This window comes from Lentzea sp. NBC_00516, from assembly GCF_036346835.1.
Lineage (GTDB): Bacteria > Actinomycetota > Actinomycetes > Mycobacteriales > Pseudonocardiaceae > Lentzea > Lentzea sokolovensis.
Map to the genome: position 1 here is coordinate 9,280,045 of NZ_CP107840.1, position 12,965 is coordinate 9,293,009.

General features: G+C 67.7%; 15 protein-coding genes and 1 pseudogene. 10 read left to right on the forward strand and 6 right to left on the reverse strand.

The features are described from left to right. Positions 1-34: 34 nt before the first annotated feature. Positions 35-1,648: a hypothetical protein gene (locus OG205_RS43165; protein ID WP_330273532.1), complete on the forward strand. Its 1,614-nt coding sequence runs from the start codon at positions 35-37 to the stop codon at positions 1,646-1,648. Here OG205_RS43165 and OG205_RS43170 read toward each other — a convergent pair. Genes OG205_RS43170 through OG205_RS43185 form a run of 4 tightly spaced genes read right to left on the reverse strand, consistent with a single transcriptional unit; the run spans position 1,641 to position 5,218 of the window. Further along, positions 1,641-2,783 (reverse strand): cysteine desulfurase-like protein, encoded by a 1,143-nt coding sequence (locus OG205_RS43170; protein ID WP_330273533.1) that lies wholly within the window; start codon positions 2,781-2,783, stop codon positions 1,641-1,643. The genes OG205_RS43165 and OG205_RS43170 overlap by 8 nt on opposite strands. 4 nt (positions 2,784-2,787) lie before the next feature. Continuing rightward, positions 2,788-3,384: a TetR/AcrR family transcriptional regulator gene (locus tag OG205_RS43175; protein ID WP_330273534.1), complete on the reverse strand. Its 597-nt coding sequence runs from the start codon at positions 3,382-3,384 to the stop codon at positions 2,788-2,790. Next, positions 3,372-4,037 carry a YqeB family protein gene (locus OG205_RS43180; protein ID WP_330273535.1) on the reverse strand — a complete coding sequence of 222 codons (666 nt, stop codon included), beginning with the start codon at positions 4,035-4,037 and terminating at the stop codon, positions 3,372-3,374. The genes OG205_RS43175 and OG205_RS43180 overlap by 13 nt, the downstream gene beginning before the upstream one ends. Before the next feature lie 38 nt (positions 4,038-4,075). Further along, the gene (locus tag OG205_RS43185; RefSeq protein ID WP_330273536.1) at positions 4,076-5,218 is read right to left on the reverse strand and encodes a GNAT family N-acetyltransferase; all 1,143 of its coding nucleotides are present in this window, start codon (positions 5,216-5,218) and stop codon (positions 4,076-4,078) included. Between the two features lie 54 nt (positions 5,219-5,272). On the opposite strand from OG205_RS43185, the gene OG205_RS43190 reads away from it, so the two are divergent. From OG205_RS43190 to OG205_RS43205, 4 genes and pseudogenes are all read left to right on the forward strand, one after another. Then, the gene (locus OG205_RS43190; RefSeq protein ID WP_330273537.1) at positions 5,273-5,776 is read left to right on the forward strand and encodes a DinB family protein; all 504 of its coding nucleotides are present in this window, start codon (positions 5,273-5,275) and stop codon (positions 5,774-5,776) included. Positions 5,777-5,855: 79 nt separating this feature from the next. Then, positions 5,856-6,761 carry an NADP-dependent oxidoreductase gene (locus tag OG205_RS43195; RefSeq protein ID WP_330273538.1) on the forward strand — a complete coding sequence of 302 codons (906 nt, stop codon included), beginning with the start codon at positions 5,856-5,858 and terminating at the stop codon, positions 6,759-6,761. Positions 6,762-6,832: 71 nt separating this feature from the next. After that, positions 6,833-7,225 (forward strand): annotated as a pseudogene (locus OG205_RS43200) (DUF6359 domain-containing protein); the annotation flags it as partial. Further along, positions 7,211-7,990 (forward strand): endonuclease I family protein, encoded by a 780-nt coding sequence (locus OG205_RS43205; RefSeq protein ID WP_330278363.1) that lies wholly within the window; start codon positions 7,211-7,213, stop codon positions 7,988-7,990. The pseudogene OG205_RS43200 and the gene OG205_RS43205, both read left to right, overlap by 15 nt. Here OG205_RS43205 and OG205_RS43210 read toward each other — a convergent pair. Beyond that, positions 7,977-8,423, reverse strand: coding sequence for an NUDIX domain-containing protein (locus OG205_RS43210; RefSeq protein ID WP_330273539.1), 447 nt, complete (start codon positions 8,421-8,423; stop codon positions 7,977-7,979). The two genes, OG205_RS43205 and OG205_RS43210, sit on opposite strands and share 14 nt — an antisense overlap. Positions 8,424-8,433: 10 nt before the next feature. On the opposite strand from OG205_RS43210, the gene OG205_RS43215 reads away from it, so the two are divergent. Both OG205_RS43215 and OG205_RS43220 read left to right on the forward strand, forming a co-directional pair. Then, positions 8,434-9,495, forward strand: a complete 1,062-nt coding sequence (locus tag OG205_RS43215; protein WP_330273540.1) for a DNA polymerase IV — start codon at positions 8,434-8,436, stop codon at positions 9,493-9,495. A gap of 28 nt (positions 9,496-9,523) precedes the next feature. Next, positions 9,524-9,736: a hypothetical protein gene (locus OG205_RS43220; RefSeq protein ID WP_330273541.1), complete on the forward strand. Its 213-nt coding sequence runs from the start codon at positions 9,524-9,526 to the stop codon at positions 9,734-9,736. Here OG205_RS43220 and OG205_RS43225 read toward each other — a convergent pair. Then, positions 9,715-10,449, reverse strand: coding sequence for a class I SAM-dependent methyltransferase (locus OG205_RS43225; protein ID WP_330273542.1), 735 nt, complete (start codon positions 10,447-10,449; stop codon positions 9,715-9,717). The genes OG205_RS43220 and OG205_RS43225 overlap by 22 nt on opposite strands. Before the next feature lie 71 nt (positions 10,450-10,520). Between OG205_RS43225 and OG205_RS43230 the strand changes: the two genes are divergently transcribed. The 3 genes from OG205_RS43230 (at position 10,521) to OG205_RS43240 (ending at position 12,681) form a co-directional block, all read left to right on the forward strand. Further along, the gene (locus OG205_RS43230; protein WP_330273543.1) at positions 10,521-11,348 is read left to right on the forward strand and encodes a hypothetical protein; all 828 of its coding nucleotides are present in this window, start codon (positions 10,521-10,523) and stop codon (positions 11,346-11,348) included. 9 nt (positions 11,349-11,357) lie between these two features. Next, positions 11,358-11,645: a DUF397 domain-containing protein gene (locus OG205_RS43235; RefSeq protein ID WP_330278364.1), complete on the forward strand. Its 288-nt coding sequence runs from the start codon at positions 11,358-11,360 to the stop codon at positions 11,643-11,645. A gap of 172 nt (positions 11,646-11,817) precedes the next feature. Continuing rightward, positions 11,818-12,681, forward strand: coding sequence for a helix-turn-helix domain-containing protein (locus tag OG205_RS43240; protein ID WP_330273544.1), 864 nt, complete (start codon positions 11,818-11,820; stop codon positions 12,679-12,681). Positions 12,682-12,965: the final 284 nt, after the last annotated feature.

Below are 12,965 nucleotides of genomic sequence, written 5' to 3' on the forward strand. Positions count from 1 at the left end.
GCGGAATCGCGCCGTTCGGAGCAATGGTCGTGCCATGATCGGTCCCGTGGACGTCCAGCGCTGGCAAGCAGCCGCGGTTCCGTGGTGGGTGACCAAGGTCGGGCTCGTCGGTGGGTGGATCGTCGCCTTCTACTTCGCCGTGAGTTCGAACGAGTCGCCGTGCACGGTCTCGCAGCCGTGTCTGCCGGACCCGTTGTTCTCTCTCGCGGTGGTTCCGCTGCTGGCCACGCCGTTGCTGCTGTTGTTCAGCCGTGTGCTGACGGGCTGCGCGATGGGCGTGCTGTTCGGTGCGATGGACCTGATGCTCGACGGCAGTGCGGTGGCGAACCTGGCGTTCGGGCTGCACGCCGCCGCGTGCGCGTTGGTGGCGGCGTGGACGGTCAGGTCGCGTGCGGACCAGCACGAGGCGGCGGGCACGACGATCGTCTCGCTGCCGGACCTGCCGCCCCAACGCGGAGTTCTCCGGGTCGTCGCCGTGCTGCTGGTCCTCTTCGGCTTCCTGACGTTCGTGCAGTACAGCCTCACCAACGACGCGATCGAGCAGCACATCGCGAACGCCAGCCGCGTCGACGCCGAGGTCGTCGAGATCAAGAACACCTTCGAGGTGTGGGTGGAGCTGCCGGACCGGCAGCGCGCCGCGTTCGAGCCGCTCGCGCCGGAGTCCTATCAGGTCGGCGACGAGGTGCCGGTGCTCGCGGACGGCACGTGGGTGCGGATGGCGAACGAACCCGAGGACGTCACGTGGTGGCTGACCATCGGTGGCTCCGCCGTGTTCGTCGCGATCCTGCTGGCCGCGCGGGAACGCCGCCGCCGCGCGTTGTGGACGGGACCGGTGAAGGCCATCCGGCTGCAGATCCACCAGATCGGGCCGCGCCGGATCCTGTTGCGGTACGGCAAGAAGGACATCGCCACGCTCGCCACGCTCGCCGACCTCGGGCTGGAGGAGCCGCTCTACCACGACACCGAGGAGTTCGGCCGCGTGTGGCGCGGCGAGGAGGACCCGCCGGTGCGGCTCGAACCCGCCGAGGTGCTCGTCGCTGGCGAGTGGCACCACGGCGGCCAGGTGGCGTTGCTCGTCGAGGGCGAGGTCGTGGCGACCAGCACGCTGAACCGCGTCCGCCCACGCCACATCGTCCACAGTGCACACCTGCCGGGCGAGCCGGTCACCGCGGGCACGCCGGTCGAGCTGCCGCACGCGATCTGGCCGGGGGACCGCCGGCGGGTCGAGGGCGTGGCACTGCTGCTCGGCGCCGCCGGTGCGTTGATCGCGCTGAAGTTCTACCCCGAGCTCATCGTGCTCGGGCTGATCGGCATTCAGTGCGTGCTGTCGGCCGTGACGCGGTTCCAGCCGATGCTCCGTCTCGACCACAACTCGGTCGTGCTCTACACCGGCGTCTTCACCTACCGCGTGCCGTGGGCGCAATTGCACGGTGTGCGTCGTTCCGGCCCTCAGCTCATGCTCGCGTTCGGGCCGCACGGCGACGTTCTCACAACGCCGCACCTGCCGGACGCGCAGGCGGGCGAGAAGCTGATGTGGGCCCGCGCCCGGTCGTTGATCGCGGAGCACCCCGGTGAACGCGTGACCCGAAAGCTCAACATCAGCGTGCTGATCGGCGCGATCTACGCCGCGCTGGTGCTGTTCATCTGAGCTTGGCCACGGCCTTGAGCAGACGGTCCACATCGGACTCGTCGGTGTAGGGCCCGATGCCCGCCCGCACGGCGCCCTTGTCGCCCAGGCCGAGCCACCGCGAGCACTCGAGCGCGTAGAAGTGGCCGGCGGGCGCGTTCACGCCCTCGGCCCCGAGCCTGCGGTAGACCTCGGCCGGGTCCAGTCCGTCGACGGAGAACAGCACGGTCGGCGTGCGCGACGAAGCCTTGCTGTAGATGCGCACGCCGAGTTCCTGCAGGCCGTTCTCCAGCTGCTGGCGGAGGCCGAGTTCGTGCTCCTCGAGGCCGTCCAGCTCCCGCATGAACTCCACCGCCGCAGTCGTTCCGGCCAGCAGCTCGTACGGCAGCGTGCCCAGCTCGAACCGTTCCGGCACGGCGTTGGTCGACGGCAGCAGCTTGTCCGGCCGCAACGTCTCCAGCAGTTCCGGCGCCGCCGCCAGCACACCGAGGTGCGGGCCGAGGAACTTGTACGGCGAACACACGAAGAAGTCCGCGTCCAACGCCTCGACGTCTACCGGCACGTGCGGTGTGTAGTGCACGCCGTCGACGTAGACGAACGCCGCCGCTTCGTGCGCCGCCCGTGAGATCTCCGCGACGTCCGGACGCGTGCCGAGCAGGTTCGACGCCGCCGTGATGGCGACGACGCGGGTGCGGTCGGACAGCAGCTTCGTCACCGACTCGACGGGCAGTTCACCGGTCGTGCGGTCGAACGGTGCCCATCGCACCGTGGCCCGGGCAGCCTCGGCCGCCTGCACCCACGGCCTGATGTTCGCGTCGTGGTCGATCCTGGTCACGATGATCTCGTCGCCCGGCCGCCAGTTCTTCGACAGCGTGCGGGCGAAGTCGTAGGTCAGCTGGGTCATGCTGCGCCCGAACACGATGCTGCCGGCGTTGAGGAACTCGCTCATCGTGCGCCGGGCGGTCCGCACGATCTCCTCGGCCCGGCGTTCTGCCGCCGTGACGCTGCCGCGGTTGGAGACCGCCGAGGTCAGCGTGGCCCTGACGGCCTCGCCGACGACGTCGGGCACCTGCGCGCCGCCGGGTCCGTCGAAGTGCGCGGCACCCTCGCGCAAGGCGGGGAAGTGGGCGCGGACCGCTGCGACGTCGTAGGCCATGCCCTCATGGTGCTTCAGCACCCACGAATCGGGAAAGGATCAACCGGAGGGTGCTCACCTGTCCGGTGGCGTCGAAGTCCGGGTCGATCAGCCTGCCGAACAGGCCGTCGACCAGTCCCTGCGCCCAGGTCGCGGCCGTCAGCGCGCTCACGGGGAGCGTGATCTGGCCGGCGTCGTGCGCCTGCTGAAGCAGGACGGCCAGCTCGTCGCGCATCACCTGTTCGTTGCGGCCGACGAGCTCCCACAGCTCAGGGTCGCGGCTGGCCTGGGCCACGACCTCCAGCACCAGCCCGGCCACGGACCTGTCCAGCGCGGGCACGCACAGATGGTCGACCATCAGCAGGACGCCGTCCCACGGGCTCAGTTCACGGGCCTTCGCGAACATCTGGGCGTTGTCCTCGGCGTCCTGCACGAAGATCTCGCGGAAGATCGCCCGTTTGGTGGGGAAGTAGTGGAAGAGGCTGCCGGTGCTGATGTCCGCGGCCCTGCAGATGTCCGCGACGGTCGTGCGTTCGAAACCCTTCTGCGCGAACAACCCCGCCGCGGTGTCGGTGATGTGCCGCTTCTTCTCCGCGTGCTTGACCGGGTCTACCGTTCGCACTTGTAGTACTGCCTCTTCTTCTCGTCCCGCACGGAGACGCCGCGTTTGCGGATCTCCCGCGCCAATTCTGCGGCCTCCGCGTTCTCGTACTTCGCGATGGCCTTCCTGCGGGCCGTGAACAGCGCGTTCACGTCCGCGGGCAGTTCGGGCGCGTGCTCGACCCACATCCGGAACTCACCGGCGAACGGGTCCGCGTCGCGCCAGCGGTAGCCCTGCTCGGTGAAGGCCCGTTCCAGCCTGGCCCTGCTCAGGTCGGAGGTCTCGCGGGCCAGTTCGGCGCCACCGGGCGACAGCAGCACGAGCTGTTTGCCGTCCGCGAACGCCGACTCGACCTCGTCGCGGCCGAAGCCGAACGTCCTGTCGTCCTTGTGCAGCGTGATCCGGCTCGGCGAGACCTCGACCGACATCATCTCGCTCGCCCAGAACAACGCGAACACGAAGCCCGCGCCCGCGCCGACGGCCAGCGCCGCGAGCGTGGACCACGGCTCCGGGATGTCCGTGACCAGCTCGAACACGCCCTGGAACGGGAACCACCTCAGCGTCGTGATCCACCCGGCCGCGAGCTTGAGCCCCCATCCCGCGGCGGCACCGACGGCCGGGCACGCGACCCAGATGCCGTACCGGACAGCTGCGGTCTCCTGCACAGTCGTCATGCGCTCAATACTAGACCGAGCGCTCGGTTTATTATGGGTTACGGCAGGTAGAAGGTCAGCAGATCGCTCGTGACCGGCGGAAAGAGCCTGGTCATCAGGTCCTCCTTCGGGCCGGGGTAGACGTCGGAGAACCGGCGGCGCAGCCCGTCCATGCCGTGCGGGCCGAACAGCAACGGCGCCAGGAGGTCCGGGGCGATGCCCGCACCGCCCTGCGAACCGGGGCCGAGCATCGTGCCGCCCCACTCGTACGGGCCGATCTCCTCGCCGTCCCAGCGGAAGCGGACGTGCGTGCGGTAGAAGCCGAGCACCACCTCGTCGGGGTCATGGCCCCGCAGGCGTTGCGCGAAGACCGGCCTCAGGTGCTCCAGCAGCCCCGGGATGCTCTGGATGCGCACCATGTACTGGTCGAGGTCCGCTCGCCTGGCTCCCAGATGATCCTCCAGCGCCGGGTGTCGTTCGCCGACCTCTGCCGGATTCACCAGTGCCACCAAGGCTTTCACTGCGTCGTCGTCGATTCCGGCGATCTCGCCGAGCACGACGTCGCCCTCTTCCTCCGGCGTGCTGCGGCCGGTGGCGACCGGGGTGCCGTCGCGGTCGACGATCCACGTGATCGAGCCGGTGCGGTCGATCAGCCAGCGCCAGCACGGCGTGCCGTGGCCCATGCGCAGGTCCACACCCTGCTGGGCTTCGTCCTGGAGCTGGTTCAGCACCGGGATGTCGGCCTCGGTCGCACGCCGGATCGTGTGTCCCGCAACGGCTTCCGGCTTCCTGACGAGCGGGCGGGTCTGCTTGATCGGGATCGAGTAGACGTAGCCGAACTGGCGGTAGAAGTACGGGACGCCCATCACGAACTGGAGCAGGTGACCGCGCTCGGCCGACCTGTCGTTCGCCCAGTCCATCAGCCCGCGCACCAGGCCTTTGCCCTCGTACTCGGTGTCGGTGGCGACCTGTTCGATCTGGCCCGCCGGGATGTCGAGGCCGGCGAGCGTCACCGTCTCGTCCATCAGCGTGAGGGTGGAGACGATCCGGCCGTCGTCGTCGGCGACTCCGACCCAGTCGCAGCCCGCGTCCGGATCGGTCATCAGCAGACGGGCGTCCACGCCGTCGCTGGGGTCCATGCGCGAGACGACGAGCTTCTCGATCTGGGGGAGATCTTCCGGGCGTGAGGTGCGGATTTCCACGGTCGGAGTGTTTCCAGGGCGGTGGTTGTCCGCAAACGGATTTACCGTCGGGGCATGGACTGGAACAAGCAGTTGACGGACCAGCTCGAATTCCACTGGAACGTGCAGTTGCGGCCACGGCTCGAAGGCATGACCGACGACGAGTACTTCTGGGAGCCCGTGCCCGACGCGTGGACCGTGCGTCCGGACAACACGATCGACTGGCAGTACCCGGCGCCCGAGCCCGTACCGGTCACCACGATCGCGTGGCGGATGGCGCACATCATCGTGGGCGTGTTCAACGCGCGCACGGCCTCGCACTTCGGTGGTCCGCCCGCCGACTACGCGACCTGGCAGCTCGCGATGACCGCGGACGACGCGCTGAAGCAGCTCGATGACGCCTACGAAGCGTGGATGGCCGGCGTGCGCACGGCGGACCTGTCGAAAGCCGTCGGTCCGGCCGAGGGTCCGTTCGCGGCCGAGCCCATGGCGACCCTGGTGCTGCACATCAACCGTGAGGTGATCCACCACGCCGCGGAGATCGCGCTGCTCCGCGACCTCTATCTCAGGGAGAGTTAGTCACCTGCAAGTGCCTACTTTCTAGAAGTTGGCGCTAACTGCAAGATGGTATCCGTCGAGAACATCGAGGGGGATCATCATGCGAGTCATCACGCAGAAGACCGTGGGCGACGCGTCCGTGCTGGAGGTCGCCGAGGTGCCGACGCCCGTGGCCGGACCAGGTCAGGTGCTGGTCAAGGTGGGTGCGGCGGCCGTGAACCCGGTCGACACATACATCCGCTCCGGCGGGTTCCCCGCGCTCGGGGAGCCGCCGTTCACGCTGGGCTGGGACGTCGCGGGCACCGTCGTGCAGGACGCCGAGGGGTTCGTGGCCGGTGAGGACGTCTACGGGCTGCTGACCTTCCCCGGCGCCGGTGGTGGCTACGCCGAGTACTCCGTCGTGAACGCCGCCGACCTGGTGCGGCGGCCATCGTGGCTGACCGTCGAGCAGGCGGGCGCGACGCCGTTGGTGGGGCTGACCGCGTGGCAGACGCTCGTCGGGCGGGCCGGTGTGTCGGCAGGTCAGCGGGTGCTGATCCACGCGGCCGCCGGTGGTGTCGGGCACGTCGCGGTGCAGATCGCCAAGGCGCGCGGCGCGTACGTGATCGGTACGGCGTCGGCGGCCAAGCACGACTTCCTGCGCTCGCTCGGCGTCGACGAGGTGATCGACTACCGCCACCAGGACTTCACCGAGATCGAGCCGGTCGACGTCGTGCTGGACACGATCGGCGGGGAGTACGCGGAGCGGTCCGCCCAGGTGATCAAGCCCGGTGGCGTGCTCGTGTCGGTCGTTCCCGGCAACCCGGGTTTTGACGTTGACCGAGCTTCCGAGCTGGGCATCCGGTTCGAGCTGTTCCTGAGCGTCGTCGCGTCCGGTGCTGACCTGGCCGCGTTGCCGCAGGTCAAGGTGCAGATCGACCACGTGGTGCCGCTGGCCGAGGCCGCGAAGGCCCACGAGCTCGTCGAGTCCGGCCGGACGACGGGCAAGGTCGTCCTGGTGCCGTGACCCCTCGTTAACCGTGCGTTGACCATGTACACCGATCGTGTGACACACATCCACACGATCGGGGAGTGCTCATGGCGCGGTGGAGTCCACTTGCCTTAGTTGTCGCTTTGTTGGCGGCGGTCGGCCTTTACGGGTCGACCGCCGCTGTCGCAGCAGCTCCGCTCACCGTGGCGCAGGCGATCGCGACCCAGAACGGGTCGTCGGCGACTGTCCGCGGGTATGTCGTCGGCCAACCCACGGCCACGACGACGGTCATCCGTTCGGGTTATACCAACGACTACGCGCTGGCGCTGGCCGACTCGGCGTCCACGACCAGCACCTCGAACATGGTCTACGTGCAGATCCCGTCGTCGTACCGGGCGGCGTGGGGCATGAAGACGAACCCGTCGCTGCTGGGCAAGCAGATCGACGTCACGGGCTCGTTGAGCGCGTACTTCTCGCACGCCGGGCTGACCTCGTCCACGGCGTTCGCGTTCGCCGGCACGACCCCGCCGACCAGCAGCACGACCACTCCGCCGACCACGAGCGGTCCGCCCTCGGCTTGCGAGAGCTACTACACGTCGGCCTGCGGCAAGAGCGGCGCGGCGCTGAAGTCGGCGTTGAACTCGATCATCCGCACCCAGACCAAGCTCAACTACGACCAGGTCTGGGACGCGCTGAAGGCCACCGACCAGGATCCGTCGAACTCGAACAACGTGATCCTGCTGTACAGCGGCCGTTCGCAGGCGAAGTCGACCAACGGCGGCGGCGCCAACGACTGGAACCGTGAGCACGTCTGGGCCAAGTCGCACGGCGACTTCGGCACGACCACCGGTCCTGGCACCGACATCCACCACCTGCGTCCTGAGGACGTGTCGGTCAACGCCACTCGCGGCAACCTGGACTTCGACAACGGCGGAAACGCGGTCCCCGAGGCGACGGGCAGCAAGTACGACAGCGACTCGTTCGAGCCGCGCGCCGCGGTGAAGGGTGACGTCGCGCGCATGATCTTCTACATGGCCGTGCGCTACCAGGGCGGCGACGGGTTCGCGGATCTGGAGCTCAACGACCTGGTGTCCAACGGGTCCGCCCCGAAGATGGGCAGGCTCTCGGTGCTGAAGGCCTGGAGCGCCGCCGACCCGCCGGACACGTTCGAGAAGCGTCGCAACGACGTGATCTTCGACAGCTTCCAGCACAACCGGAACCCGTTCATCGACCACCCGGAGTGGGTCTCCTCTATCTGGCCGTAAGTCGTTCGAGGAAGGGGCGTTGCGCGGAGACGATCTTCGCGCTCGCCTCTTCCACGCTGAACCACTGCACGCGGTCGACCTCGGGGAACGTCTTCTTCTGACCCGACTTCGGCGGCCACTCCATCTCGAACGTGCCCGGCGTGACGGCTCCGGGGTCGAGATCGGCCTCGAGCGCCCAGACCGTGATGACCTTGCCGGAGCCCTTGGCCTCACCGAGCGCGATCAGCTCGCCGTCCGGCACCGGCAGCCCGAGTTCTTCCTCGAACTCGCGCCGTGCGGCTTGTTCGGGCGTCTCGTCGTCGGTGTACTCGCCCTTCGGCACGGACCACGCGCCGGCGTCCTTGCGGGCCCAGAACGGGCCGCCCATGTGCCCGAGAAGCACTTCCAGCTGCTCGCGTCGTCTGAAGAGCAGGATTCCGGCCGACCGTTTCATACTGTCCAGCATGGCGGACTGGGTCCTTCACGTGGACCTCGACCAGTTCATCGCGGCGGTCGAGGTGCTGCGCGATCCGTCGTTGCGCGGCAGGCCCGTGGTGGTGGGTGGCAACGGCGACCCGACCGAACGCGCGGTCGTGGCCACCGCGTCCTACGAGGCGCGCGAGTTCGGCGTGCGCTCGGGCCTGCCGCTGCGGACCGCGTTCAAGAAGCTGCCGGACGCCGTCTACCTGCCGGTGGACCACGCCCTGTACGAGGCCGCGTCGGCGGACGTGATGGCCGTGCTGCGCTCGTTCCCCGTGGTCGTCGAGGTGATGGGCTGGGACGAGGCGTTCGTCGGCGCCGCGGTGGACGACCCGGTGGCGCTCGCGCGGTCGTTGCAGGCGGCGGTGCTGGAGAAGACCGGTCTGCACTGCTCGGTGGGCATCGGCGACAACAAGCTGCGGGCCAAGATCGCGACCGAGTTCGGCAAGCCCGCCGGCGTCTTCCGGCTCACGCGGGAGAACTGGGCCGAGGTGATGGGGCACCGGCCGACGTCCGCGCTGTGGGGGATCGGCGCGAAGACCGAGCGCAAGCTCGCGGAGCTCGGTCTCGTGACCGTGACGGACCTGGCCACGGCGTCCGTCGACGCGCTGGCCGCCCGGTTCGGGCCGCGGATGGGTCCGTACTTCCGCGGGGTGGCCCAAGGCGCCGGTGACACGGTCGTGAGCGCGACGCCGTGGGTCGTGAAGTCCCGGTCGCACGAGAAGACCTTCCAGCAGGACCTCGCCTCGTTGGAGGACATCCGCCGTGAGGTCGTGGCGCTGGCGCATCAGGTGGCTGCGGATGTGGTCGCCGAGGGGCGTCCGGCCGTGCGCGTGGGTGTGAAGGTGCGGTTCGTGCCGTTCTTCACGAAGGTCCGTCTGATGAAGCTGCCTGCGCCGACGTCCTCCGCCGACGAGCTGGCCGCGGCCGCTCTGGTCGTGCTGGACCGCTTCGAGCACGGCCGGGCCGTACGCCTTCTGGGGGTACGCGCAGAATTCTCTGACGATGATGTCGAACCAAAGCCTTCTCTTTCGACGTATCAGTAAGTAGAGGATTGACCGCTAGGAGAAGAAGATGACCGACTCATCGCTCACCCACCGCGACCGCGCCGTTCTCAGAGCAGTGGCCGACGGCCGTTGCGAGATCGCCGGAAGCTCCCTGCTCGTCGACGGCCTGTGCTGCGCCGACCAGTTCGCCGGACTGCGCCTGACCACTGCGGGCCTGATCAGCGCCCGTTCCGGCCCTGCGGCACTGACCAGCGCGGGCTACCAGATGCTCGCTGCTTGATCGTTCTTGCGGAAGACTGACATCAGGTACTTGTTCGAAAATCGATAGGCACCGTCCGAGGTTCGGAACGGTTCAACTGCGGCCCTGATTTTTTCCGCGACTTTTTCCTCCCCCTCGCTCTCGATGATGCGCTGATAGCTGCCCACGCTCAGGAAGCTGCGCAGCATCGTGGCCTCGTCGGGATGTTCCTGGGGAATGTCGATCGTGAGTTTCTCGTGCGGTTCGGGCAGCGTCGCGCCCTTGCGCCCGCCGGGCCCTCTCACGGCCCGGCCGACGACCAGCAGGTCGCTCGCGTGCTCCGGGTGCCACTCGCACACGACCACGTAGTCCTTGCTGACCCTGACCGCCTCCGCGAACGCCTCGTCGGGATCCGCCGCGAAGAACAGCGCGTTGAACGCCGTCACGACGTCGAACGTGCCGTCCTGCCAAGGCAGTCGCCCCAGCGGCAGCTCGTGGAACTCGGCGGTGCTCGCCTGCCGCGCCAGCGCGATCATGGCCTTCGAGATGTCGATCCCGGTCGCTCTCGCGCCCGCTTCCGTTGCGGCGGCACAGAACTCACCGCTACCGCACGCCAGGTCGAGAACGCTTTTGCCCTCCGTGATGCCGGTGCGTTCGATCGCGGTCTTCCAGGCAGGCATGGACATCTTCGCGCCGAGCGCCGCCCGCTCTGCTGCCTTGTGGCCCCACAACTCGCCTTCCTGGATTTCGGTCATGGTCACGACCCTAGTGATCCACTGATGCGCTCGCCGGAAATCCGCTGGCCGGGACGCGGATCATGGCAGGCATGGGTGTTCTGGCACGAGTACTGCGGTCGGTGGGCGGCGAAGAGGTGCTGGACAGGCTCGCGAGCCTGCCCGGCAGCGACCTCACGAGCCTGCTGCTCGCGTTGGCGCGCCGTCGAGCCGGCGCGCTGTCAGGTGCCGATGTGTTGCGGCAGTACCGGTCCGACCGGTTCGTGGCGCCTTCTTCTGTGCCGTTCCCCGTGCTGCGCGCGGCGGAGGACCGGCTGCTGGCCGCGCTGCCGTCGTCGTTCTCCGTGCTGGGCCTCGCTCCCGTGGCACCGCTGGGGACGTGCTCCGCGGTGGCGGAGATGGACCAGAACAACATCTTGTCGACCATGCGCGGCACCGAGGTCGCGGCCGATCCGACGAACGCCCTCGCTTTGGAGGCCGCCCTACTACGGCAGGCTGGACCGGACGACGTGCGGCTGGCGGCAGTGCAGCGCGTGGTGCGGGCGCAGTTGTTCGGTGGTGCCGGGAGGTTCGCGCACTTCACGTTGTTCGCGGCGGTGTCGGCGGGGCGCGATCGTGGCTCGCTCGCCTTTGAGCACGAGCATTTCGCTGAGCACATCGCGTTCCTGCGTGAAGCGTGTGGTGACGTCGAATTCCGCGTCACGGTGCTGGATCCGCAGTTCGAGGTGGTGCGCGGCGATCTGCCCGCCGAACCGTCGCGGCGCACCGGGTACTACCAGGGCTTGTGCTTCAAGGTGTTCCGCGACGGTGTGGAGATCGGCGACGGCGGGTTCGTCGACTGGACGGCTCGGCTCACGGGCAACCGCAAGGAACGACTGCTGATCAGCGGCGTGGGCGTCGACCGGCTCGCCACGCTCTGATTCCACGTGATGGCAACAAGTTGTACTAGGCGACCTCTGGCGGTAGATCGATCAACTAGCCGGATCTACGCTCAAGTGTGGCCTTGTCGGGTCGGGGACCTTGCCGGGAGGGCGACGGTGGCGACGGAGCTCACGTGGAAGCGCAGTTCTTACACGAACGGGAACGATCCCAACTGCGTCGAGTGTGCGGTTGACGGCTCAGCGGTGTGGATCAGGGATTCCAAGGACCGCAACGGTCGGCGGCTTGTGGTTGCCTGGTCCGGTTGGCGGGCGTTCGTGGCCTTTGCTCGTTCGTGAGTTCGCCGAACGGGTGATGAGCTGCACTCGGATGGAGTCCGCAAGTTGATCTGCGGGGCTTCATGCTGCTATCCCTCCTCTTGAAATTGGTCAATTGGTGGACAAGCATTGTGGAGAACCTCTAATTGGGGGTTACCATTCTGCTATGTAGCAGGTCGTGGGAGGAGGGGCGTTGCCCCGGAAGGAAAGTCCCGTCGTACTGCAGAAGCGCCTGCTTGCTGAACTGAGGCAGACGCGGGACGGGCTCGGCTTGAGTCAGCAGGCTGTCGCCGACGCGATGGATTGGTCTGTTTCGAAACTGATCAGGATCGAAAAGGGGGAGAACAAGATATCGGTCACCGACGTCCAGGCACTCCTCTTCCACTACGGGGTGCGTGACGACGCCCGTGTCGCCGAACTGGTGGGGATCACCAGGGCGATCCGGCAGTCGAAGTCGGAGTGGATGGAGAAGTACCGGGGCTCCTTCAGCGAGCAGTTCGCGAGGTTCGTCGAGCTGGAGGCGTCCGCGATCCGGATCCGGCAGTGTCAGCTCAACGTCATTCCGGGACTGATCCAGGTTCCGGAGTACGCGATGGAACTGGTCACGGCATTCGGGCAGTCGGGTGCTCGTGCCGAACGCGGTGTCGAGATCCGGATGCACCGTCAGGTGCTGCTGGAGCCGGACGGCCCCGAGATCGTGTTCTGCCTGGACGAGGCCGTGCTGCACCGGGTGGTCGGTGGTGAAGATGTGCTCCGCAAGCAGTTGGTGCGGATGAGGGAAGTCTGTGCGCTTCCGAACATGACAATCCAGATCTTGCCTTTCGCCGCCGGTATCCACCCGTCGATGAAGGGCTCGTTCTCCATCCTCGAGTTCTCGGAGGGGGAGGAGGACTTCGCTCTGCTGCTGGAGTTCCCCGGCCGCGACGAGATCCAGACGTCCGGGCCGGACCTCAAGGAGTACCTGAACCACTTCTACCAGCTGGAGAACTTCGCACTGCCGGCAAGTGAGACGCCGAAGATGATCGACCGACGACTTGAGGAGCTAGGAGGGGCCTGAATCGCTAGGGCCGGGCGGGTGGCTGCGCCAACAGCCACCCGTCCGATGGCAGATCACAACCGAACCCCAGTCCAATGAGGCGAGGCAATGTCGCCGTAGGCAAGCCTATGACGTTCAAAACCTGATGAGTGCCGCCATCCAGGTCCCCTTCGGGTGATTGGTCCTCGCCACACCGGTCTTCGCCGACCGGCGCGCGACCACACCCGCAGGAGGCTCATCATGCGCAAGGACACCAGAAATCGCACCTACCCCCTCGTAGATCATCACGGGAGAGGGCGCTGCGA

What these genes read in the sequence shown, in the direction of transcription:
- OG205_RS43165 (WP_330273532.1), top strand. Translation starts at nt 35, where the DNA reads ATGATCGGTCCCGTGGACGTCCAGCGCTGGCAAGCAGCCGCGGTTCCG.
- OG205_RS43170 (WP_330273533.1), bottom strand. Translation starts at nt 2,783, where the DNA reads ATGGCCTACGACGTCGCAGCGGTCCGCGCCCACTTCCCCGCCTTGCGC.
- OG205_RS43180 (WP_330273535.1), bottom strand. Translation starts at nt 4,037, where the DNA reads ATGACGACTGTGCAGGAGACCGCAGCTGTCCGGTACGGCATCTGGGTC.
- OG205_RS43190 (WP_330273537.1), top strand. Translation starts at nt 5,273, where the DNA reads ATGGACTGGAACAAGCAGTTGACGGACCAGCTCGAATTCCACTGGAAC.
- OG205_RS43195 (WP_330273538.1), top strand. Translation starts at nt 5,856, where the DNA reads ATGCGAGTCATCACGCAGAAGACCGTGGGCGACGCGTCCGTGCTGGAG.
- OG205_RS43210 (WP_330273539.1), bottom strand. Translation starts at nt 8,423, where the DNA reads ATGAAACGGTCGGCCGGAATCCTGCTCTTCAGACGACGCGAGCAGCTG.
- OG205_RS43215 (WP_330273540.1), top strand. Translation starts at nt 8,434, where the DNA reads ATGGCGGACTGGGTCCTTCACGTGGACCTCGACCAGTTCATCGCGGCG.
- OG205_RS43220 (WP_330273541.1), top strand. Translation starts at nt 9,524, where the DNA reads ATGACCGACTCATCGCTCACCCACCGCGACCGCGCCGTTCTCAGAGCA.
- OG205_RS43225 (WP_330273542.1), bottom strand. Translation starts at nt 10,449, where the DNA reads ATGACCGAAATCCAGGAAGGCGAGTTGTGGGGCCACAAGGCAGCAGAG.
- OG205_RS43230 (WP_330273543.1), top strand. Translation starts at nt 10,521, where the DNA reads ATGGGTGTTCTGGCACGAGTACTGCGGTCGGTGGGCGGCGAAGAGGTG.
- OG205_RS43235 (WP_330278364.1), top strand. Translation starts at nt 11,358, where the DNA reads ATGGCAACAAGTTGTACTAGGCGACCTCTGGCGGTAGATCGATCAACT.